This is a genomic window from Thermococcus indicus (assembly GCF_006274605.1).
In the GTDB taxonomy this organism is placed as follows: domain Archaea; phylum Methanobacteriota_B; class Thermococci; order Thermococcales; family Thermococcaceae; genus Thermococcus; species Thermococcus indicus.
Window position 1 is genome coordinate 1 of record NZ_CP040846.1, and the last position, 20,202, is coordinate 20,202.

Consider the following 20,202-nt stretch of genomic DNA (forward strand, 5'->3'; position numbering starts at 1 on the left):
ATGGCTGAAAGTGTTGGTGAAGTTCCAAGCGGCGAAAAGGAGTTCGCCGAATCCACCCGCAGGATAAGAGACATCATCGAATTTCCCGAGATAAATGAGGAAGAGTTTGAGCGCATGCTCAAGAGCGCGAGCAGGGCCTACGGAGGGCCCCTGCCGCACAGGACGTACTCCCTCTGTCCCGAAACGAGGAGGGTCGTTCCTGCCCTCGTTTGGGAGAACGATGGAAAGGTCTGGATAACCAAACGCTGTCCCGAAGGTATGATAACCGACGTTTATTACGAGAGCGTTGATCAGTACTACCGCTTCCAGAAGTGGAAGTTCGATTTCAAGCTCATGAGCACGAACGTTGAGAACACCGGAGTGAACTGCCCGTTCGACTGTGGATTGTGCGCCAGACATCGCTCCCACACGAACCTGCTCAACATCGTCCTGACCAACAGGTGTAATTTGAGTTGCTGGTACTGCCTGCCAAGGGACGAGGAGGTCCTCTTCAGGATAAACGGAGAGACGGTTATAGCAAGGATGGAGGACGTTTCCAAACTCATCAACTTCGAGCACAGGGTCGAGATAGACGGCTTCTCAGGCGAGTATGGAACGCCTGACTTCCTCGAGGTGCTGACCTTCAGGGACGGCAGGGCCGAGTGGACAAAGGTAACCAAATTCCTCAGAAGAAAGCATGAGGGTAAGGTCTACAGGATTAGGACCCACACCGGAAGGACTCTCAGAACGACCCCGGAGCACAAGTTCCTCGTCTACTCCAACGGCGGCTTCGTCAAGAAGAGGGCAGATGAACTTTCCCCCGGCGATGAACTCGTTCTGCTCTGGAACTTTGATGCCAAAGACGAAGTTGAGGAAATAGACCTCATTGAGGCCTTCAAAGAGCTGCCGGAGGAGGAAAAGGGGAAAGTTTACGTAAGGGGCATTAAAGACCTTGACCTCTCCCCGCTAAAGGCCAAATACGGCGAGAGAATCTACCAGTGGAAGGGCCAGGACTCAATGCCGCTTAAGGCCTTCTACGAGCTCGGCGTTGGTGGAACCTTCAGGCTTGGAAGGGACGCCACAAGCCACGAGATTCCTTCGAGGCTAAAAATAACCCCCGAATTCGCCAAGCTCATCGGCTACTTCATAGCGGACGGCCACTACACTGACAAAGACCTGAGAATAACCGTCGCCCACGAGGACGTTGAGAGGGAGATAATCGGCATAATCGAAAGCCTTGGCTTACCGCACAGCACTCTCGAATGGGAGGGCAAGGCGAAGCAGATAGTCATTGGCAGCAGGCTGATGAGGCTCGTCTTCAAACACGCCCTGGGAATCCCGGAGAAGGCCGAGAACAAGAGGCTTCCGAAGAACTTTCTGAGGTTGCCCTTCGATGCCAAGGTTGCCCTCCTGAGCGGGCTCTTCAACGGCGACGGCTACGTTGTGAGGGGTAAGAAACACCTCAACATAGGCTACGCGAGCGTGTCGAGGGGACTGATAAGGGACATCCTCTACCTGCTGGCCTCCCTCGGAGTGTTCGCGAGGGTCTACACGGTTCCAAAGGAGAGAATGAAAGGGGCCAACCACGACCTGTACAAGCTCTACATAGCGGGTCAGGATATGGTCAAGCTTGTCGAGATGCTTGAGCTGAGGGAAGGCCACAGGGAGAGACTCGGCGACGTCGGGGAAAGAAAGCCCGCGAGAATAGACCGCGTGGGAGACTTCTTCATCGACACGGTTGAAGCCATCGAGACGGAGGAATACAGCGGCTACGTCTACGACCTTGAGGTTGATGCTGAAGAGCATGCATTCATTGCGGGCGATGGAATGCTGATAAGCAACTGCTTCTTCTACGCCAAAGAAGGCCAGCCGATTTACGAGCCGACCCTTGAGCAGATAAGGATGATGCTCCGCAACGCCAAGAGGCAGCACCCGGTTGGGGCGAACGCCATCCAGCTCACCGGCGGCGAGCCAACCCTCCGCGAGGACCTCATCGAGATAATCAAAATCGCGAAGGAAGAAGGTTACGACCACGTCCAGCTCAACACCGACGGCATAAAGCTCGCCTTCGAGCCGGAGCTGGTGAAGAAGATCCGCGAGGCGGGCGTTAATACCCTCTACATGAGCTACGACGGAATGACGCCCCAGACCAACTGGAAGAACCACTGGGAGGTTCCACTCATCCTCGAGAACGTCAGGAAGGTCGGCGGGCCCGGCATAGTCCTCGTCCCGACCACCATCAGGAACGTCAACGACCATGAGCTCGGTGCCATAATCAACTTCGGCCTCAACCACATCGATATAATAAGGGGTGTGAACTTCCAGCCCATTTCCCTCGTCGGAAGGGTTCCTCGGAAGGAGCGCCAGCGCTTCAGGATAACGATCCCCGGGGCCATAGAGAGGATAGAGGAGCAGACCAACGGGGCAATAGCCATGGACGACTGGTACCCGATTCCGATAGCAGGACACATAGCCAGGTTCTTTGAGGCGTTCACCGGCTCCCGCTACTACATGACCAGCCACTACTGCTGCGGCGCTGCCACCTACGTCTTCCTCGACCGCGAGAACAAGAAGGTGGTGCCCATAAGCAGGTTCCTCGACGTCGAGGGCTTCGTCGAGTACCTCGAGAGCAAGGCTGAGGAGATAGAGAACTGGAAGACCATGGGCAGGTTCCAGAAGCTCAAGCTCGGGGCGGAGATATTCATGAAGTTCCGCTCCTTCTACGACGACAGATACGCACCCAAGGGCATCAAGGTCCTCGACCTCATAAAGAACGCCTTCATGTACGGCAACTACGACGCCCTCGGAAAGTTCCACACTAACGCTCTCTTCCTCGGAATGATGCATTTCATGGACGAGTACAACTACGACGTCGAGCGCGTCGAGCGCTGCGTCATCCACTACGCCATGCCGGACGGCAGGACGGTGCCCTTCTGCACCTTCAACGTGATTCCCGAGCTCTACAGGGACAAGGTGCAGGCCCAGTTCAGCTACACCTGGGAGGAGTGGAAGAAACTCCACCCGGACTGGGAGTACCACAGGGACAAATACATCAGGACGAAGGAGTTCGTTGAGCGGATGAAGAACAGCGAGCTTTACAGGAAGACCTACATCGACATAGAGGACTACTTTGGCCTGAACACGAGGTGAGGTGGTGGAGATGAGCGAGGGGATTTACAGCAGGGCCCTCATCAGGATGGACCTCAAGTTCGGCAGGGTAACCCCCGACGAGGCCCGCGCCAGACAGTACGAGCTCCTCAAGGACGGACGGATATGGAGGGTCTCCATCAACGGCTACGCCCGGAGCGGCTTCGTGGTCTTCGACGAGGGAGCCATATCAAAGGACGAAGTGCTTGAAAAGCTGAGGGACTTCGAGCCGGAGGTCACCGCCATAAGAAGGCTCACCGTCGCGGAGCTTATCGAATCGAGCTACTCATGGAACAACGTTCTTTCAAAGGCATGAGGCCGTTTATCGTGTTTCTTCACTTCTCCCCATTTGAATGCCCGCAGACCACTATCGGACCTCCATTTCGCCAAGAATACACCCCAGAGGACTTCGCTTCCAGAATGAAAAAGTAATCACCTACATACCGCCCTACACAAAAGCGCTTTAAGTTTTGAGGGTTATAACATCAATAGTCAGACATTGGTATACTGTTCAGTCGTCTGACGACCGTGATGGACCACAGGCAAGGGGTGGTTTCCATGCAGTTTAAGAAGAAGATCATCATGACAATGGCGGCGGCTCTGATTATTACAATACTGATAGGCTCCCTCATTGTGATATCATCCTCGCTCATGATGAGGGACAACATACGCAAATCCCTCGACCAGGAACTGAGCAACAACCTCCCCCGGCTCATGGCGGAGGGCATCAAGGACCCGACAACCAAGGAGGCGGGGATGATAGCAACGGGCTCCGCTGAACTGGGTGCAAAGCTGTTCGACGATTACTTTGAGAAGATGAAGGTTATGGGATCGGTTGCCATAGAGGCCGTTGACGTGGCGTATTCGAACTACGACGAGAGCGATCCAAAGTTCAAAGCGTTTCTCCTGGACAGGTTTAAGGCGGTTAAAGACCTGGATCCAAACATAGCCTACGTCTACTTCGGAAGCACGAGCGGCGGAATGTACATGTGGCCCGACGAGCCCCTGCCAGAGGGCTACGACCCGAGGGTCAGGCCGTGGTACCAGGAGGCGGTGGCAAAGAACGGCCCGATATGGACGGAGCCGTACCAGGACGCGTCAACCGGAAAGTGGATAGTCACGTACTCCGAGCCCATCTACATCAACGGCAAGCTCGTCGGCGTCATAGGCGTTGACGTCTTCGTCTCCACGCTGATAGAGCAGTCAAAGGAAATAAAGATAGGTCAGAGCGGGTACATAGCCATCCTAAACAAAGACGGAACCATCATAGTGCACCCCAACGAGAGCCTGGTTCAGACGTTCAACATAAACGACGACCCCAACCTCAGGTCCCTCTCCGACGAACTCAACAAGAACAAGGATAAGGGATGGGTTCTCTATTCATTCCAGGGCGTGGAGAAGGTCGCGGGATACAAGAGGATGAAGACTACCGGGTGGATAGTCCTGGCCACGGTGCCTCTCCACGAGCTCACTGACCCCCTGACCGAGGCAATATCGGGCACGCTCAACCAGAGCACGGATAAGATAACAGCTTCCATCAACAAAACAGTCGATGACGGTCTGAAAACGACGATAATGGGCTCCATTATAGCGGTCCTCGTCGGAATCCTCATGCTGTTCATCGGTTACAGAACCCTCAACAAGACACTTAAGCCGCTTGAGGAGTTGAGGCGGGTCGCGCAGGCTCTCGCCGAGGGAAGATTAAGCGACGTGAGCAAACAACTCAACCAAATCCACTACATTGAAGACGACGAAATCGGAGCCCTCATAAAAGCCTTCGAAGCCGTCGGAAAAGACCTAGTCGGAACACTCAACGCAATAGGCGAAAAACTCGAACGCCTCGCCGAAGGCGACCTAAGCAACGGCCTAAGCGTCGAAGCCAGAGGCGAACTCCAGGAGATCATCCAGGACCTCAAGGACACAACCCATAAGCTCAAGGGCCTCATCGGCGAAATAGTCAACGTCACCAACGAACTCGACAAGAGGGCCAACATCCTCGCCCAAATCACAACCGACGTAACAGAAGCCATCAACCAAGTCAACGAAGCCGTACAACAAGTCAGCATCGAAGCCCAAAGACAACAAGAAAGCATCAACGAAATAACCGAAGGAATGCGCTTCGTCTCAGAAACAAGCGCCGAAAGCGTCAGAGCAATGGAAGAGTTCGAGGCAGCGGTAACGGAAGTCCTCAACATAGCCAACGAAGGCAGGCAGAAGGGCGAAATCTCAGCCAGACAGATAGAGAGCATCCAGGAGATGATGAGCAGCATCGAGAGCGCCGTCAGGAAGGTTGCTGAGATGAGCAGGAGTATTGAGGAGATTACGAACGTGATTACTAACATTGCCGAGCAGACGAATCTCCTGGCTTTGAACGCTGCGATTGAGGCGGCGAGGGCTGGTGAAGCTGGAAGAGGCTTCGCTGTGGTCGCCCAGGAGATTAGAAAGCTTGCAGAGGAGAGTAAACAGGCGGCCGACAACATCAAGAACATCATCGACCAGATTACCGGCGAAATCCGCGATGCAGTAGACAGCACCCAGAAGGGTGTCACCGTGGTGAGTGAAAGCGCGGACACGCTCAGGGAAACCATAACGTACCTGACCAATATCGCCGATCTGCTTCAGGATGCGAGTTCGAGGATGGGTGAGGTTAAGGAGCAGATTGTTAGGACGCAGGATGAGGTTGAGAATGCTTTGAGGTCTCTTGAGAACCTGGCTGCGAGTGCCGAGGAGACCACAGCTTCAGCGGAGGAGGTAAGCTCGGCAGTTGAGGAGCAGACTGCAGCAACGGAAGAACTCGAAAGAGCCGCCAAAGACCTCAAAAACATCGTGTCCCAGCTGCGGACAATAATAAGCAAGTTCAGGCTGTGAAAAAAAAGGGCTCAGCGGAGCTCTATTCTCACTTTTCCTTTCATATCCCCTTTCTCCAGCTCGAAGCCCACGATGCCGCTGAAGGAGTCCAGCTCAAGGATGTTCTTCCCCGCCCTAACGTCGAACCTCTCGGCGACTGCCTCCCCCGCCGGGAGCGATAGGTCGTACTCGTAGACCGTCAGCCGGTTGTCGCCGCTGAGGTGAAGAACCATTCTCGGCTCGCGGTAGCCGTCCAGCGGGATTCCACCGAAGGTCCCCGCCCCAATGTCCTTTGCGGCACTCGGAAGCGCGAGCGGAAGGGAGAAGCTCACCGCCGGCGGCCTCTCTTGAATTATCCTCTCGTCGAGAACCACTACCTCCCTGTTCCCCGTGTCGAAGGGCGTCGCCTCCGTCGCGCCCGTGTTGGGGGCGGTGTTGGTGGCAACGAGGAGCCTTCCGCCGACTTTCTCGATGCTCGTCACCCTGGCGCCGAATGCCCCGACTATCCTGACCATCGGCGGGGCAACGTAGATGAGAACGCTCGGCCCGACGACGGTGTTGGTGGCGGCCCACTCGATTCCCGCATCCTGGGAACCTGGCCTGTAAACCGCGTCGTGGTGCGCGTTGAAGGCGGTGATAATGCCCCCGCCGACGTTTATCGCGTTCACCCTGAATGGGGCGTAGAAGGTGTAGAAGTCGAAGAGCCTGAAGAACCTGAACTCCTCGCCCATGAGGGGATTCCCTGCCAGAACCCCTCCCCTGACGAAGGCGAAGGCGCGGTTGTAGGCGGAAGCCATCGCCCCGAGCTCGGGCCTTATGTACGGCCGTCCATCGACGCTTCCACCGGGCTGGAACGTCTCCCATCTCCCCTCCACCAGGTCCAGCGCTTTAAACTCCCTCAGACCGCCGGTGAAGTTGTTCCCAACGCCGAAAAAGGCGGCATCGTGAACCCTGGTTCCCTTGGGGGCCGGCTCGTGAATCAGCGCCTCGGCCTTTCCGGTTCTTCTGTCGAGGGCGTAGACGCCGAGGTTGGCGTGGCCGTCCTCCCTCGCGAGGAGAAGCCTGTCATTGTAGGGGTCGTAGAGTATATCGCTCACCTCTCCCGCCCAGTCGGTCTCGTGGTGGATGGAATCCTTCCAGAGAAGCCTTATGGAGTCGTTCTCGGTGTCGTAAACGTGAACGTGGGAGTACTTGTTGTGGAAGAGTATCCTCCTGTCCTCACGGTAAATCGCCGGCGCGTGAACCCAGCCACCGAAGTAAATGAACTCGTCAACCGTCTCGACCGCGTTGTAGGTGTCGCCGCCGCTCGTCGGGGCGTCTCCGAGGAGGGTGAAGTCGTAAACATTTTCCTCCCCGCTCCCGAGGTCTATGAAGTGCGCCTCCGCCTCAAAGGCCAGCGTGAAGTAGAGCGTCCCGTTGTGATATTTCAGCCCGAATATTCCTCCGCTGCCCCATTCTGGACCGTAGCGACCCGGAAAACTGTAGTTCCCCATGAGCATGATATCACCGGTGGTGTTACGCAACGGGGGCTTATTGGCCTTTCGCATCACCCGGGACGCTTTTATATGGAGGCACCCTAGACTGGAGCATGAGGCCCTACCGCGGACTGGCGATAATATTCGGCTTCTACGCGCTGGGTGAGTTTACAGCATATGCCCTCAACCTGACGATTCCGGGGAGCGTGCTCGGCATGCTCTTCCTCCTGGGCGCACTGCATACAGGTCTCATCAAACTGGGGTGGGTTGAAGGGGAAGCGGAACTCTTCGTCAGGAACATGAGCGTCATGTTCATCCCTCCTGGCGTGGGCATAGTGACCTACCTCGGCCTGATAAAGAGCCAGGCGGTACCGATATTCGTCGCCCTGGTTCTGAGCTTCCTGATTACGCTCGTCGTAACGGCGAAGACCGTCGAGTTCCTCAGGAGGGAGGAGGAATGAACCCGCTCGGAATAACCCTCACGCTGGTGGTCTTCTACCTGTTCTCGGAACTCCACTCCAGAAAGAGAGCCTTCTACACGAACCCGGTTCTCCTGTCCATAATCACGATAGCGGTTATCCTCAAGTGGTTCGGAATCCCCTACGGGAGCTACATGGATAGCGCGGTTATACTCAAGTTCCTTCTCGGGCCGGCGGTGGTGAGTCTGGCCGTTCCGGTTTACAAGGGCAGGGAGACCATAAAAGCCTACGCGAGGGAGATAGCGCTCGGAGTAGCCGTCGGCGGAACGGTTGCAATCCTCAGCGCCTTCTACATCGCCAGACTCCTCGGCGGAAGTGAGGAAGTTCTCCTCAGCATAGCCCCCAAGAGCGTTACCACCGCCATAGCGATCGGTATAAGCGAGAAGATAGGCGGCATTCCAGCTTTAACCGCGGTACTCGTGATACTGACAGGGATAATGGGGAACGCGGTCGGGCCGGAATTGCTCGGCCTCATCAAGGTTAGGGACAGAATAGCACGCGGTCTGGCGATGGGGGTTAGTTCCCATGGCCTTGGAACGGCGAGGATAATACTGGACGATGAGCTCGCGGGAGCGGTGAGCGGCCTTGCGATGGCCCTGAACGGCGTCTTCACGTCACTCCTGCTTCCCCACCTTATCGAAGTCCTCAAGTAGGCACTCGCTTATCCTGAGCCGGTCCTTGGCATCAAGGAAGAGCGTGAAGTCGCGCTTCGCTATCCTGTCGCTTATCGGGGCGTGCTCCACGAGAAAGGCGATTATCTCCGCCGTGCTGTACGGCACCTTGATTTTCAGCTCGTCGGCCTTCAGGAAGAGCCTCTCCGGAACGTTGAAGATGTCCTCACCCTTCCTCACATCGACGCTTATCTTGGAGTTTATCTGCTCCCAGATCAGGAGGGTGTTTCTGGCCTTCTCGATCTTGTCAAGCGCGCGCCTCTCAAGGATGCTTATGTTGGCCCGGCTCGTTCCGAGCATCTCGGCTATCTCGCTCTGTTTGAGGCCCCTGGCGCGGAGGCGGAGAATTTTAATCTGCTGCTCGGTTAGAAAGCTCCCCTTCCCCATTTTAAACACCTGAGTTTAACAAGGCGCAGAAGGTTAAAAGTTTTTCTCGATACCCTTCCAACCGGATATCTAAAAGATACCCAAAAAACACCGCCCAAAATCGGTACGGTAGGGAGAACGTCGCAGTTCAGAACTTTTAGAACAGGAGAGGGTTTCTGGTGGTCCCGCGGCCCGGATTTGAACCGGGGACCTGCGGATCTACAGTCCGCCGCCGCTCCCAGGCTAGGCTACCGCGGGACCTCTGCCCGTTCCATAGTGCCCCGGGTAGGTTTATAAATTTTTCTCCCGATTCAGTGGGGGTGGGAGCATGAAGCTGTACGAACCGGTCACACTCGCGATGCCCCTTGCAAAGAGGATCGGCGAGTTCATACTTGAGGAAGGCCGCATTCCGGAGGGGGACGAAATCAGGGGATTCATGAGGGAGTTCGGACTCGAGGAGAGCTGTCTCGAGAGGGGGATGGCGGTATACAGGACAAAGTTCCTGGTCGCCCTCGCGTTCCCGCGCGGAGAGAACGTCGTCATCGACGTCATATCATCCAGCGGAGAGCTGAGCGACGCCCTGGAGGTCATAGCGTACAGGGACCGGGAGCTGGGTGCCTTCGTCGTGGAGATACTGCCGGCGAACGACCTCGAGTACGGGGGCAACATAGGCGTAGAACCGATAATCATAGACGAGAAGACCCTCGAGCCCGAGAGCTTCCCTGTCCTCGGCCACTTCGAGGAGGATGAAGAGGGACTCTTCCTCGTCATAGACCGCGAGACCTACTCGAGGTGGAGGGAAAACGGCGACCCGCACACCTGCCCAATATGCGGCGGAGAGCTCGCCTGGAAGGGGAAGAAAGCCTACTGCCGGGACTGCGGCTATGGCGTGAGGGTAAAAGGTTAAGTACCAAGAGAAAGAACCATTCCCGGGGGAGTGTGATGATAGTAAAGTTTGACGTGTATTTCGATGGAGAGTACTGGTGTGCCAGAGGAATTAACGAGGACATCTTCACTCAGGGAAAAACCCTAGATGAGCTAATGGAAAACCTCCAGAAGGCTGTAGAGCTCCATTTTGAGGAGGATATCGAGAGGGGAGAGAAGATAATCGTCATGACGCTCTCGGAGTTTGAGGTGTCCAGAGTTGAGCAAACTGCCAGCGGTTAGCGGCGAGAAGTTGATAAAACTCCTCAAAATGCTTGGATACACTGTTGTAAGACAGCGCGGAAGCCACGTCAGACTTGAGAAAAGAACCCCATTGGGGACGCATAAGATAACTGTTCCGTATCATGACGAGATAGCCAAAGGAACCCTCAACGACATCCTCAACAAAGTTTCCCTCTGGAACGGGATTCCCCGGGAAGAATTGATTGAGATTCTCAAAAAGCTTTGAGGTGAAACCATGAGCAGGGCAGTAAAAACCCAGCTTGTTAAATACTCCCGCCTCGCCCACGAGCGCGGTTTGACGGCCGCCTTTGGAGGAAACCTGAGCATCAGGAGGGGAAACCTCGTCTTCATCAAGGCCACCGGGGCGGTAATGGACGACATGACTGCCGAGCAGGTCGCCGTAATCGACATGAGCGGAAGGCAGGTCTCCGGGGTGAGGCCGTCGTCGGAGTACAGGCTCCACCTTGCGGTTTACAGAATGAGGCCCGACGTCAGGGCCATCGCCCATCTGCACCCGCCGTACTCCATCGCCGCCTCGACGCTGGTGGAGGGGGAGCTGCCGATAATAACACCGGAGGCAGAGATATACCTGAGGAGAATCCCGATAGCCCCGTTCAGGCCCGCTGGGACGAAAGAGCTGGCGGAGGTCACCTCGGAGGCCCTCCGGAACTCAGACGCGGCAATAATGGCCAAGCACGGCATAGTGACCGTCGGAAGAACCCTGAGGGAAGCCTTCTACAAGGCGGAGCTCGTTGAAGAGAGCGCGAAGCTCTGGTACCTTGCCAGAAAAGGCTGATTAAACGCAGGAAATGAGCGTAAAAAGGAAACGCTCACTTGACCTGCTCGAGGGCACCGAGGACCTCCCAGATGATCGTCCTCGTGTGCATCGGCATGTTCGGGTCCTCGCTTATCTCCTCGAGGATGGCTATCGCATCGGCGGCCCTGACGGCCGGCTCCTTGCTCTCGTCGAGGAGGGCCTCTATGGCCTGCTCAGCGGCGCGCCTTATGTTCCTGGGAACAACGGTGTCCTGAACGACCTGCTCCTTGAGAACCTGCACGATCTGGCCGATGAGCTCGCTCATTCCATCACCCCCTTTTCTAAAGAATTGTTACTAAAACCTTCCCGGATTATCTTAAGCTCTCCTAACTAAAAAGCTTTTCGGTCAATCGTCGAAACCAAAGGAGAGGAGAGAGCCTGAATCAAAACTCAACACCCCTCCTGGCGAGGATACCCTTCTGATAGGGGTGCTTTATCTCCCTCATCTCGGTGACGTAGTCAACTAATTCAAACAGCTCCTCTGGACAGTAGCGGCCGGTCAGGACGAGCTCCGTGTGGGGCGCTCTGTTCCCGATGAGCTCTTTGACTTCCTCGACATCGAGCATTCCAAAGCCGAGGGCGACGCAGATTTCGTCGAGGATCACCAGATCCCACTCCCCGCTCGAGACTACCTCCTTGGCCCGTTGAAGGGCTTTCTTTGCCGCCTCGATGTCGTCGGGCTCGGGCTTTCCGTGGACGAACTTGGGCAAACCGAAGGACTCTATAACTGCACCGCACTCGGCTATCTTCTTCTGCTCGCCGTAAACGTCCGGGGCCTTCATGAACTGGAGGATTATCACCCTCCCGCCGGAGCCGAGCATCCTGACGGCGAGGCCGAAGGCGGCGGTGGTCTTTCCCTTCCCGTTGCCTGTGTAGATGTGCACAAGGCCGAGCTTGTCTTTCCATGTCATGTGAATTCACCGGGATGGATATAATCGCCAGGGGTTTTAAAAGGGTGTTGGATAGAATAGGGAAATGATTAAATTCTCGCCAGTGCAAATCCCAAAATGGTGAAACCAGATGGCGGATTACTTCTTAATATCCCTTTCAAACAGGGAAAACTTGGAGCTCTGCATAAAGTATAGCCTTGCAGGGTTCACAAATAGCATAAACGGCCTCTGGACCTTTTTTGATATAGATGTTGGGGATTATGTCTCATTTCTATACGGGGCTCGAGTTAGAAACCTCTACAAGGTTACCAAGAAAGTCGCCTATAAGAACGCCGAGAATCTTCCTCCTTGGCCACCAATAACATTTAGGTCAAAAAGAACGTATTATTTTCCATTCAGACTGTTCCTGAAACAGGAAAGGGAATTTAACGAACCAATGGTCAGACCTGAATTTTCTTACGTAGCTGAGAATCTGCTCTTGAGAGGAGGATATAGAAAGACCCATTTCCAAGCCGACACAATAACGTTTTACAACGTTTCCGAGATGGGAACAGTATTTGATGGCGAAATCAAGTATCTAGAGTTAAATGCCGAAACGTTTGAACCCAAAATTGTTTTTAGGAAAGAAAATCAAAAAATTCCGGAAAAGTTCTACTTTAAAGAACTTATACTCCAGTCTCTCGTGAGAAGAAAAATCCAAAGTTCCGTTCTCGATGATGCTTTGGAATTCTTTGGTGTTGATAAGTCCCCAGATGAGTTTGAAGTACTTGGTGAAAAAGCCCTTCCTGAGGGATACGTCGATATATTCATCAAGCTAAGACACCCAACTGGGACAAATAAGTATCTGCTCGTGGAAGTTAAAACAGGGAAGGCACAAAGAAAAGACGTAGAACAGTTAACAGGATACATAAGCGAATTTAGCAATGAAACTGTTGGGGGAATATTAATCGCCAGAGATTTTTCAAAGTCTGCTTTTAATAATTCCAAGATCCTACCAGTTAGATACTATTTTAATGACCTAGACAAATCGGCAGAGTATAGTTACAAAGAACTGCTGAGAATGCTAACTTTAGAGGTGGTAATATGAGAAAAAGACTGTTTATGTTCGTAACACCTGATGGAGTTACATATTCGTCCCCCAACGAGATGTATCCCGATGTGGAAAATCTCCAAGTGCTTGGATTTGGTGAAGGGTTGAATGAAGAAGAAGCGTTTGAGGACTTTATCAAGAACAATAGATGGGTGTTGGAGACACAGTTTAACGAAGTGATATGCATAGAGGTAAAGTCGAAAATTTACCAGGGCAAAAGATTTTATCTCAACAACGGAAGCTCGGCGAGCTCGACTTCAAATCCTTCATTCCAAAGCTAAGGTTGGTCACAGTCCGTGACCGCTTTGAGATGTTGTTTGCTAAAGAGCGCATACCTCAAAATTCATAACCTCTAATGGGGGATTTCTCATAGAAATCACCGTATATTTAAGTCCACTTTTCTTTTTGACGCCCGTAGGGCGTCGTATTTGAGGGACTACCTTTGGTTTGGCTAATTAACGAGAATCCAAACTAAAAATTAGCCTCTTGGTAGATGCACACTGGAAGAAGACACCTGAAAAGCTGTCACGAACTTTGATGAAACTTTGCCCAGCAAAGTTTCTTATGGGGCCAGGGCCGGGATTTGAACCCGGGCTAGGGGATCCACAGTCCCCTGTGCTAACCAGGCTACACCACCCTGGCCATTTCCAGCTAAACCTTTTGGGTTAGCTTTATAAAGTTTTCGACAGAAGGGGCTGAAAGAGGAAGCTGAGACCTTTTACTTACCACAACCCTCGCTTAACGACGCTTTCGCGGGAATTAAGAATCGTCAGGAGGTTTCAACATGAAAGCCAAACGCGAAGCCCTTGTGAGCCTCTTCACAGCTATGAGAGAAGGAAAGGTTGACGAAGATATAATTGACCTCCTGCTGCTCATCAACTCAATTAACGGCGTTTACACGACCTCCTCCTGCTCCGGCAGGATAGGCATAATGGAGGAACCGGACCTCGGGGCCAAGCCCCTCGCGAGGTGGCTGATCAAGGTCCACAGGCCGATGGAGTTCGAGGAGGCAAGGGGGGCCCTGAGAAACGCCGAGAAGGGCCTCATATTCCTCAAGAGCCAGCCGCCCATATTCCACATCGTCGCCGAGGACCTTGAGGGAGCGAGGAGGCTCCACGAGCTCGGCCTGTCGAGCGGCTTCAAGTACACCACCTTCAAGGTCGTCTCGAAGCGCTACCTTGTGGAGATAAACGCCACCGAGTACCTGACGGCACCGCTCGGTAGGGATGGAAGGATACTCGTGGACGATGAGTACCTCAGTTTCGCCGTTGACCTCGGCAACGACATGCTGAGACGGAGCAAGGGCCGGCTGCCCCGGCTTGAGGAGAGATTCAGGGCACTGCGGGAGGAACTCGGCGGGGACGAACTGTTCTACGAGCTGGCGGAACGATTCGAAGTTAAACTGCGGTGAGGGGCATGAAGCTTTTCATTGATGAAAGCGGCGACCTAGGAGGTATGCGGAGTGGTAAACGCTATTTTATCGTCGCTGGAGTGGTTTGCGACGAATCCGAGGCAAGACAGCATATAAAAGGGACACTTCGAGATCTCAAATCCCCCGAACTGAAATTCAGCAGACTTTCCTACGAGAACAAGCGGAAAGCGCTTTCCCTGCTGAGTACTATTGATTTCATGGCTGGATATGCCGTTCTTTCTAAAAACGACAGGGGATTAATGGAGTGGCTCGATAAGTCAAAGAAGAACAAGCTCCTGACAGCGGGATTTATGCACTGGGTTTTAATCTCGGGAATGGGCTTCTCGGAGGCCGTTATTGACAGAAGCCACTACTCACGGGAGATCACCAGATTGCTCTCGAGGAGGGGGATAACCATCACCTCCGAAGACTCCATGAGAAGTTCCTGCCTCCAGCTCGCCGATGCCGTTGCGAACGTTGTGTACCTCAGATATCAGCACCGGAACACCGAGCTTTTCGGAATGCTAAATGAAAAACTCACCTTCGAATGGTTTACCGGGGAAAGGGGACTCAGAAAAGGGATAGGAAAATTCAAGTCGGGTGGCTAGTCCCCAGCCGGGCGACCCCCACCCTCATTCTCCAATACAAGATATAGCGTAATAGCTTATTAAGTTTTTGACAGGCAGGCCCAAGCATCAACACCGCGGGGCTGAAATCGAAACAGGGTACCTAAAAAATGGAACAGTAAAGGATAACTCCAAAACTCACCGGCTCTCGTTCCACCCAGGATTTCCATATTTCTCCTCCACCAGCCTCTCGGCGAGCTCGAGCTCATAGTCGGTGAGCCCACCCTCCTCGAGCTCAAAGGCACTGAAGAAGCTCCCCTTGAGCAGCTCGTAGGCTTCCCAGCGGCTCAGATTTATGCCCTCGCGCTCCAGAGTTGTTACGCGCTCCCAGATGCTCGAAACACCCTTGTCGGCGAGCTTGGCCTTGGAGACCCTGAGAACCCTTCCGAGTACCTCGACGCGGGTGGAGTACATGAAAGTGCCGTGTTGCAGGATGACACCTTTCCGCCTCGTCTGTGCGGAGCCGCTGATTTTTTTCCCGTTGGCAACTATGTCGTTGAGGCCAGAAAAGCCCGCCTCAAGGCCGAGCTCTTTCAGCGCATCAACAAGAGGGCCGGCCAGATAGCGGTAGCTCGTCTCAACGTTCCTGAGCATTGGGTGGTATTCCTCGCCGACAACGACGGAGTAGGTTACCTCACCGTATTCGTCGTGGAACACCGAGCCGCCGCCGGTTATACGCCTGACGACGGGGATTCCGAGCTTCCTGGCCTCCTCGAGGTTCACATCGTGGACGACGCTCTGGAAGCGGCCTATGGTCACGGAGCTAGGCGAGAACGCGTAGAGCCTGACCGTATCGGGAACCTTCCCCTCGATCCTGGCGCGCATTATCGCCTCGTCTATGGCCATCTGAACCTCGGGTCTTGCGACGATGAGCGGGATGAAGCGCATTGCCATCGCGACCACCAGGGTTTAAAAGGTCATGAGCGTTTTTAAGCCCAGCGATGATGACGCCCAAGCCCTTCCGAGGGAACGATGAGGAGAGCGGTCACCACTGAGCGGATAGAAACTTTGCCTTCGCAAAGTTTCTGGGGGTGTGGGGGCGTTAGCCCCCCGGCAAGCTTTGCTCGCGCAAAGCTTGACCAAAATGGCTTAACTGTTCAAAAGAGAGTAGTCAAAAGTTGGCATGCTTCTTCGAGGGTTGCCTTTGAAAGGGTTTGCACTCATGGTAGGAGATTTAATGAGTGTTTGCTTTAAAAAGGCGCCCGAAGGGCGCTCAAGCATGGAAAACACGCTTTGAAATTGCCAGTCTAGAAGTTAAACCCCATCAAAAAAGCCAAACAAAAAAGCATGCCAAACTTTGATGAAACTTTGCCCAGCAAAGTTTCCCAACGCGGGGCAAAACCCCACTACGGGGTTTGAGAGTACAGGAAGCTTTTGGAAAAAGCTTCACCAAAAGTTTGTAGCTCACCATTGAAGGCGTCATTACAGTCGGTTTTCCAAATCGAGGGCGTTTCTTTTTGAGGGAGACAAACTGCAGGGAAGCATCTGGAATGGTTTACTTCCCCATGACGCCCTACGGGCGTCTTTTAAGGTTAAACCTTCCTTTAAAAAGAGTTCCTAAAGAGTCTCCCACTCAAAACAATGGACTTCAAGTGGAAAAACCCAAAATCTGGCACTTAAAAAAAGGAGCTACAAACTTTGATCAAACTTTGCTTGTGCAAAGTTTCTGGGGGCGTGGGGGCGTTAGCCCCCGGAGGATTAAGGAATAAGGAAGGTGTGGAAACGTAGTTTCCCAGGTTTTTAGAGAAAAACGGGGTTGTGGGGCGAAGCCCCACTCCGGGGTTTGAGAGTACAGAGAGATAAGGGGGCGGAGCCCCCTTGTCTTTCGTAGGGTCAGGGGCCGATTAGCTCCTCATCGCACCGCTCGGCCACCTACCCTCACATCATCCCAGGCCCAGGTTCTCCCGGATTTCAAGGGGGATGAGGCCTATCTTCGGGAGCACCAGCAGGGCCTTGTCCTCGACGGCATAAGCGGGAACGCACGGCACCATACCGTAGGGGGTCGGGTATTCGGGGTCGGGGGCCCAGTTGTTGTCGCCCCACGTGAGGAAGCATTTCTCGGTCTTGCCGCCGAGGTTCACCTCGCTTATCCCCCTGACGCGGTGGATGATGGGGTACTCGTAGCCGGGACGCTTGTAAACGATGACGTCATTGACCTGGACATCATCGATGTTCTCCTCGCTTATGCCCTCCAGCAGGACGACGTCCCCGCGGTAGAAAACCGGCTCCATCGAGCCGCTGACTACTATGACGAGGGGGGAGTCGGTATGGAGCGCAACCTTAAGGCCAAACTGGAAGATGAAGACAACTATGACCGCTATCAGCACCCATGCTAGATCTTTCTTCCACCCGTCTTCCATCTCAGAGCCTCCATGAGGGTGCTTATCCTCGCGGGAATGGCACCGATGGCGGTGCACGTTTCGAGGCTCACCCTTTTTCCAGTTATGTCCATGTGGTAGCGGGCGGTCTTAAAGATTTCCTTGGGGAGGCCGTGCCGTCCGAGGCCCACCAGGAGGAGAAAGCTCTCCCCGCGGAGGGCGCGTTCGGCGAGCTCAATGGGTGTTATCTCCTTCTCAGCACTGGGCTTCCTGGTGGTGGCTACGGGTGTCCCGAACTGCGGCGGGAAGCCTTTCCGGGGAAAATCCAGGAGGTGGAAGCGGTTCCCCTCCGCCAGTTCCATGAGGTACCTGCCGCCCTCGCCTATCGTGGTGTGGCCGCTTATCTCCCCCGCCACATCGATCGGTCTGCCCTCGAAGGGAAAGCCCACCAAGGCCAGGTGGAAGCCGTAGGCATACGCTATGGGTCCCGCTCGGGCTATGGCGCGCAGGTGTGCCTCATGGAGCCTCCTGGGGTCGTAGGTGTTGTACAGGGCTATCGTCAGCATAATCCTCACCCAGAGTAATCAACAAATATTTATAAGGATTTAGAGCGAATTAAAAGGTTAGTATGGCGACGCTTGAAGATGTCATCCCCCTGATAGAGAGGGGCTACTACGAAGAGGCCCTGGAGAAAATAGAGGGGCTCGACGACCCGATGGACAAGGTGGAAGCCCTGACCCGGCTGGCCGTTACGATACACTCCAAAGGTGGGCCCACAGATTGGATACCTGGCATAATCGATGATGCCTCGTACATAGTGCAAAAAATGGATTACCCCTCGGACAGGGCCATGGGGTACTCGATGATAGCCTCGGCCCTGGGGAGGATGGAGTACCACGAGGAGGCCGCAGACTTTTTCAACACCGCCATAGAAGAGCTGGACAGGGCGAAAGACCCCGTGGAGAAAGGGATAGCCCTGGCATTCCTCGCGTACCATATGGCCCTCTCCGGGTACTCCGAGCAGGCCCTCGACGTTTTTGACCTGGCCTTTGACAGCATCATTAACGCGGAGGTGGCGTACCGTCTCAAGGTGGATGGCCTCCTGAAGATCGCGGAACTTCTGGAGAAGGCGGGAGACAGCGTACCATCCAGCAGAGCGCTAAAATTCTATGAAATGTCCTTCGATATATTCGACAAGCTCAACGTCAACCAGCAGGCGGCCATAATCGAGAAGAAAATAGAGCTAACGAAAACCGTCTACGACGTTGGCCTCCCCCAGATTCGAAGGGCACTTATGGAGGGCAAAAACCACTACGCGCTGGCGATCCTGGACAGGAAATACAGTGGGGTGGTCAAACTCATAGGGGCTCTTGAGATAGCCCTCTGGATGAAGAGGGTGAACAATCCTGAGTACCTTGACATCATGGACAGGGCATTTGAGAACTGTCAGAACCTGCATTTCACCGAGGCGAACGTTCAGCAGATAGCCAGACTGCTCACAGCGCTGGGAAGTCTCAAGAGGGCACTGGCGTTCGCCATAAAGATAAAGGACGTCCGAAAGAAGAGCGAGGCGATGAAGGCGATAGCCCTCGAACTGGCCCTCAACGAAGACGTCGAAAATGCCGAAAAGCTCGCAGCCAACATCCCTGATCCCCAGGTGAGAGAGGAGGCCCTCATCGAAATCGAGACGCTGAGGGAGGGCAAGCCGTGATATTCGACGCCCATTCAGACCTGCCGACGCTAATTCACGATGAGAGGATGAACGGAAGGAGCCTTGTGCTGGAAAGGAACTTCGAGAGGTTCTTCGATCCCTGGGTTAGGGCTAGGGTTATGGCCATCTGGACGCGGCCGGAGAGAAGGGGAGACGCAACGGCCTACGGTTTTGAGGTCCTGAACTCCCTGCTGAAGGACATCGGGGAGAGCGAGCGCTTTGAGCTGGTCACAACCGTCGATGGAATGAAAAAGGCGATCGAGGACGGAAAGGTCGCCCTGTGGCTCAGCCTTGAGGGTGGGGAGCCGATAGGGGAGAGTTTAGAGCTCCTCGAGCTCTTCCACCGCCTCGGCTTGAGGGTTCTGACGCTCACCTGGAGCCTGAGGAACGCGATAGCCGACGGGGTCTTTGAGAGAACCGGCGGTGGACTGACGAATTTCGGCGTTGAAGTCGTCGGAAAGGCCGAGGAGCTCGGGATACTGCTTGACCTCAGTCACATCAACGACAGGGGCTTCTGGGACGCCCTGGATGTCACGGCGTTCCCCATCATAGCGTCTCACTCCAACACGAGGAAGCTGTGCGACCATCCGCGGAACCTGACGGACGAGCAGATAAAGGCGATAGCGGAGAGGGACGGTGTAATAGGGGCGGTTGCAATTCCCAGTTTCATTCACCGGGAAAAACCAACGCTGGAGAGGTACGTGGAGCACATAGCTTACATGGTCGATCTGGCCGGCTACCGCCACGTTGGGCTCGGCTTCGACTTCGTTTACTACCTCAAAGGCTGGAGCGGGAGGAGCATTGAGGGCTTCGAGGACGAATCGAGGATACCCTCCCTGATAGAGAGGCTCTCGGAGACCCTCAGTGAGAAAGAAGTCGAGGCGATAACCTTCGAAAACTTCGAGCGCGTTTTTGAGCGGGTCGTGGGTTAGGTTTTTAATGATTTTTTCAAATCCCCTATGGGGAGTGAGAATGGGGACAAAGATAGTTGCTGTTTATGAGAATGGCGTTCTGAGGCCCAAGAACAGGCTTAACCTTCCAGCCGGCACGGAGGTTGAACTGATAATCCGGCCCTCCTTAAAAGGACTCATGAAGCTATTTGAGGGCATAGAGGTCAAGAAGGACGTTGAGAGCACCCTCAAAGAGGCCAGGGAGAGGAAACTATGGGAGTAGTCATAGACTCATCGGTTGTCCTTAAAACATTCGAA

Annotated in this window: 23 protein-coding genes and 2 tRNA genes; 16 read left to right on the forward strand and 9 right to left on the reverse strand. The window is 54.3% G+C overall.

Going from position 1 to position 20,202, the window contains the following annotated elements; all coding sequences use genetic code 11:
• The 3 genes from tes-int (at position 1) to FH039_RS00015 (ending at position 5,994) form a co-directional block, all read left to right on the forward strand.
• Positions 1-3,129 (forward strand): tetraether lipid synthase Tes, intein-containing, encoded by a 3,129-nt coding sequence (gene tes-int / locus FH039_RS00005; RefSeq protein ID WP_139679721.1) that lies wholly within the window; start codon positions 1-3, stop codon positions 3,127-3,129.
• 10 nt (positions 3,130-3,139) lie between these two features.
• Positions 3,140-3,442 (forward strand): DUF3213 domain-containing protein, encoded by a 303-nt coding sequence (locus FH039_RS00010; RefSeq protein WP_139681498.1) that lies wholly within the window; start codon positions 3,140-3,142, stop codon positions 3,440-3,442.
• Positions 3,443-3,684: 242 nt separating this feature from the next.
• Positions 3,685-5,994, forward strand: a complete 2,310-nt coding sequence (locus tag FH039_RS00015; RefSeq protein ID WP_139679722.1) for a methyl-accepting chemotaxis protein — start codon at positions 3,685-3,687, stop codon at positions 5,992-5,994.
• 11 nt (positions 5,995-6,005) lie between these two features.
• Here FH039_RS00015 and FH039_RS00020 read toward each other — a convergent pair whose 3' ends face one another.
• Positions 6,006-7,472 carry a DUF2139 domain-containing protein gene (locus FH039_RS00020; RefSeq protein ID WP_139679723.1) on the reverse strand — a complete coding sequence of 489 codons (1,467 nt, stop codon included), beginning with the start codon at positions 7,470-7,472 and terminating at the stop codon, positions 6,006-6,008.
• Positions 7,473-7,561: 89 nt separating this feature from the next.
• On the opposite strand from FH039_RS00020, the gene FH039_RS00025 reads away from it, so the two are divergent.
• Positions 7,562-7,909, forward strand: a complete 348-nt coding sequence (locus tag FH039_RS00025; RefSeq protein WP_139679724.1) for a CidA/LrgA family protein — start codon at positions 7,562-7,564, stop codon at positions 7,907-7,909.
• Positions 7,906-8,580: a CidB/LrgB family autolysis modulator gene (locus FH039_RS00030; RefSeq protein ID WP_139679725.1), complete on the forward strand. Its 675-nt coding sequence runs from the start codon at positions 7,906-7,908 to the stop codon at positions 8,578-8,580. The genes FH039_RS00025 and FH039_RS00030 overlap by 4 nt, the downstream gene beginning before the upstream one ends.
• Here FH039_RS00030 and FH039_RS00035 read toward each other — a convergent pair.
• Together FH039_RS00035 and FH039_RS00040 are read right to left on the reverse strand one after the other, a co-directional pair.
• Positions 8,542-8,985 (reverse strand): Tfx family DNA-binding protein, encoded by a 444-nt coding sequence (locus tag FH039_RS00035; RefSeq protein ID WP_139681499.1) that lies wholly within the window; start codon positions 8,983-8,985, stop codon positions 8,542-8,544. The genes FH039_RS00030 and FH039_RS00035 overlap by 39 nt on opposite strands.
• A gap of 159 nt (positions 8,986-9,144) precedes the next feature.
• Positions 9,145-9,222 (reverse strand) — tRNA-Tyr (locus FH039_RS00040).
• A gap of 70 nt (positions 9,223-9,292) precedes the next feature.
• Between FH039_RS00040 and FH039_RS00045 the strand changes: the two genes are divergently transcribed.
• From FH039_RS00045 to FH039_RS00060, 4 genes are read left to right on the forward strand one after another with little or no spacing between them, the layout of a single operon-like run.
• Positions 9,293-9,871 (forward strand): transposase, encoded by a 579-nt coding sequence (locus tag FH039_RS00045; RefSeq protein WP_139679726.1) that lies wholly within the window; start codon positions 9,293-9,295, stop codon positions 9,869-9,871.
• 35 nt (positions 9,872-9,906) lie between these two features.
• Positions 9,907-10,131: a type II toxin-antitoxin system HicB family antitoxin gene (locus FH039_RS00050; RefSeq protein WP_139679727.1), complete on the forward strand. Its 225-nt coding sequence runs from the start codon at positions 9,907-9,909 to the stop codon at positions 10,129-10,131.
• Positions 10,109-10,357, forward strand: coding sequence for a type II toxin-antitoxin system HicA family toxin (locus tag FH039_RS00055; RefSeq protein ID WP_168188348.1), 249 nt, complete (start codon positions 10,109-10,111; stop codon positions 10,355-10,357). The genes FH039_RS00050 and FH039_RS00055 overlap by 23 nt, the downstream gene beginning before the upstream one ends.
• A gap of 9 nt (positions 10,358-10,366) precedes the next feature.
• Positions 10,367-10,927, forward strand: coding sequence for an aldolase (locus FH039_RS00060; RefSeq protein ID WP_139679728.1), 561 nt, complete (start codon positions 10,367-10,369; stop codon positions 10,925-10,927).
• Between the two features lie 34 nt (positions 10,928-10,961).
• On the opposite strand, the gene FH039_RS00065 is transcribed toward FH039_RS00060, so the two are convergent.
• Entirely contained in the window at positions 10,962-11,213 is a 252-nt protein-coding gene (locus FH039_RS00065) for a UPF0147 family protein (RefSeq protein WP_014013138.1), read from the reverse strand.
• Positions 11,214-11,331: 118 nt separating this feature from the next.
• Positions 11,332-11,859: a cob(I)yrinic acid a,c-diamide adenosyltransferase gene (gene cobO / locus FH039_RS00070; protein ID WP_139679729.1), complete on the reverse strand. Its 528-nt coding sequence runs from the start codon at positions 11,857-11,859 to the stop codon at positions 11,332-11,334.
• Positions 11,860-11,968: 109 nt separating this feature from the next.
• Between cobO and FH039_RS00075 the strand changes: the two genes are divergently transcribed.
• Together FH039_RS00075 and FH039_RS00080 are read left to right on the forward strand one after the other, a co-directional pair.
• Complete coding sequence (locus tag FH039_RS00075) at positions 11,969-12,925, forward strand: endonuclease NucS domain-containing protein (protein WP_139679730.1); 957 nt, start codon at positions 11,969-11,971, stop codon at positions 12,923-12,925.
• On the forward strand, positions 12,922-13,209 hold the full coding sequence (locus tag FH039_RS00080) for a hypothetical protein (protein ID WP_139679731.1): 288 nt from the start codon (positions 12,922-12,924) through the stop codon (positions 13,207-13,209). Before FH039_RS00075 ends, FH039_RS00080 begins: the two co-directional genes overlap by 4 nt.
• Positions 13,210-13,493: 284 nt before the next feature.
• Here FH039_RS00080 and FH039_RS00085 read toward each other — a convergent pair.
• A tRNA-His gene (locus FH039_RS00085) sits at positions 13,494-13,570 on the reverse strand.
• Positions 13,571-13,712: 142 nt separating this feature from the next.
• Between FH039_RS00085 and taw3 the strand changes: the two genes are divergently transcribed.
• Together taw3 and FH039_RS00095 are read left to right on the forward strand one after the other, a co-directional pair.
• A complete protein-coding gene (gene taw3, locus FH039_RS00090) occupies positions 13,713-14,339 on the forward strand; it encodes a tRNA(Phe) 7-((3-amino-3-carboxypropyl)-4-demethylwyosine(37)-N(4))-methyltransferase Taw3 (RefSeq protein WP_139679732.1) in 627 nt (208 codons plus the stop codon).
• 5 nt (positions 14,340-14,344) lie between these two features.
• Entirely contained in the window at positions 14,345-14,947 is a 603-nt protein-coding gene (locus tag FH039_RS00095; protein ID WP_139679733.1) for a DUF3800 domain-containing protein, read from the forward strand.
• Positions 14,948-15,103: 156 nt separating this feature from the next.
• Here the strand turns inward: FH039_RS00095 and FH039_RS00100 are convergent, their stop codons facing one another.
• The 3 genes from FH039_RS00100 to FH039_RS00110 form a co-directional block, all read right to left on the reverse strand.
• Positions 15,104-15,853 carry a lipoate--protein ligase family protein gene (locus tag FH039_RS00100; protein WP_139681501.1) on the reverse strand — a complete coding sequence of 250 codons (750 nt, stop codon included), beginning with the start codon at positions 15,851-15,853 and terminating at the stop codon, positions 15,104-15,106.
• Positions 15,854-16,848: 995 nt separating this feature from the next.
• Complete coding sequence (locus tag FH039_RS00105; RefSeq protein ID WP_139679734.1) at positions 16,849-17,325, reverse strand: signal peptidase I; 477 nt, start codon at positions 17,323-17,325, stop codon at positions 16,849-16,851.
• Positions 17,298-17,849, reverse strand: a complete 552-nt coding sequence (locus tag FH039_RS00110; RefSeq protein ID WP_139681502.1) for a DUF531 domain-containing protein — start codon at positions 17,847-17,849, stop codon at positions 17,298-17,300. Before FH039_RS00110 ends, FH039_RS00105 begins: the two co-directional genes overlap by 28 nt.
• 62 nt (positions 17,850-17,911) lie before the next feature.
• On the opposite strand from FH039_RS00110, the gene FH039_RS00115 reads away from it, so the two are divergent.
• The 3 genes from FH039_RS00115 to FH039_RS00125 are packed head-to-tail and all read left to right on the forward strand — an operon-like array spanning position 17,912 to position 20,167.
• Positions 17,912-18,994 (forward strand): hypothetical protein, encoded by a 1,083-nt coding sequence (locus FH039_RS00115; protein WP_139679735.1) that lies wholly within the window; start codon positions 17,912-17,914, stop codon positions 18,992-18,994.
• On the forward strand, positions 18,991-19,926 hold the full coding sequence (locus FH039_RS00120) for a dipeptidase (RefSeq protein ID WP_139679736.1): 936 nt from the start codon (positions 18,991-18,993) through the stop codon (positions 19,924-19,926). Before FH039_RS00115 ends, FH039_RS00120 begins: the two co-directional genes overlap by 4 nt.
• A gap of 40 nt (positions 19,927-19,966) precedes the next feature.
• A complete protein-coding gene (locus tag FH039_RS00125; protein ID WP_139681503.1) occupies positions 19,967-20,167 on the forward strand; it encodes an antitoxin family protein in 201 nt (66 codons plus the stop codon).
• The last annotated feature ends 35 nt before the right edge of the window (positions 20,168-20,202 follow it).

Coding starts and splice junctions, on each gene's coding strand:
- tes-int (WP_139679721.1), top strand. CDS start 1: ATGGCTGAAAGTGTTGGTGAAGTTCCAAGCGGCGAAAAGGAGTTCGCC.
- FH039_RS00010 (WP_139681498.1), top strand. CDS start 3,140: ATGAGCGAGGGGATTTACAGCAGGGCCCTCATCAGGATGGACCTCAAG.
- FH039_RS00015 (WP_139679722.1), top strand. CDS start 3,685: ATGCAGTTTAAGAAGAAGATCATCATGACAATGGCGGCGGCTCTGATT.
- FH039_RS00020 (WP_139679723.1), bottom strand. CDS start 7,472: ATGCTCATGGGGAACTACAGTTTTCCGGGTCGCTACGGTCCAGAATGG.
- FH039_RS00025 (WP_139679724.1), top strand. CDS start 7,562: ATGAGGCCCTACCGCGGACTGGCGATAATATTCGGCTTCTACGCGCTG.
- FH039_RS00030 (WP_139679725.1), top strand. CDS start 7,906: ATGAACCCGCTCGGAATAACCCTCACGCTGGTGGTCTTCTACCTGTTC.
- FH039_RS00035 (WP_139681499.1), bottom strand. CDS start 8,985: ATGGGGAAGGGGAGCTTTCTAACCGAGCAGCAGATTAAAATTCTCCGC.
- FH039_RS00045 (WP_139679726.1), top strand. CDS start 9,293: ATGAAGCTGTACGAACCGGTCACACTCGCGATGCCCCTTGCAAAGAGG.
- FH039_RS00050 (WP_139679727.1), top strand. CDS start 9,907: ATGATAGTAAAGTTTGACGTGTATTTCGATGGAGAGTACTGGTGTGCC.
- FH039_RS00060 (WP_139679728.1), top strand. CDS start 10,367: ATGAGCAGGGCAGTAAAAACCCAGCTTGTTAAATACTCCCGCCTCGCC.
- FH039_RS00065 (WP_014013138.1), bottom strand. CDS start 11,213: ATGAGCGAGCTCATCGGCCAGATCGTGCAGGTTCTCAAGGAGCAGGTC.
- cobO (WP_139679729.1), bottom strand. CDS start 11,859: ATGACATGGAAAGACAAGCTCGGCCTTGTGCACATCTACACAGGCAAC.
- FH039_RS00075 (WP_139679730.1), top strand. CDS start 11,969: ATGGCGGATTACTTCTTAATATCCCTTTCAAACAGGGAAAACTTGGAG.
- FH039_RS00080 (WP_139679731.1), top strand. CDS start 12,922: ATGAGAAAAAGACTGTTTATGTTCGTAACACCTGATGGAGTTACATAT.
- taw3 (WP_139679732.1), top strand. CDS start 13,713: ATGAAAGCCAAACGCGAAGCCCTTGTGAGCCTCTTCACAGCTATGAGA.
- FH039_RS00095 (WP_139679733.1), top strand. CDS start 14,345: ATGAAGCTTTTCATTGATGAAAGCGGCGACCTAGGAGGTATGCGGAGT.
- FH039_RS00100 (WP_139681501.1), bottom strand. CDS start 15,853: ATGCGCTTCATCCCGCTCATCGTCGCAAGACCCGAGGTTCAGATGGCC.
- FH039_RS00105 (WP_139679734.1), bottom strand. CDS start 17,325: ATGGAAGACGGGTGGAAGAAAGATCTAGCATGGGTGCTGATAGCGGTC.
- FH039_RS00110 (WP_139681502.1), bottom strand. CDS start 17,849: ATGCTGACGATAGCCCTGTACAACACCTACGACCCCAGGAGGCTCCAT.
- FH039_RS00115 (WP_139679735.1), top strand. CDS start 17,912: ATGGCGACGCTTGAAGATGTCATCCCCCTGATAGAGAGGGGCTACTAC.
- FH039_RS00125 (WP_139681503.1), top strand. CDS start 19,967: ATGGGGACAAAGATAGTTGCTGTTTATGAGAATGGCGTTCTGAGGCCC.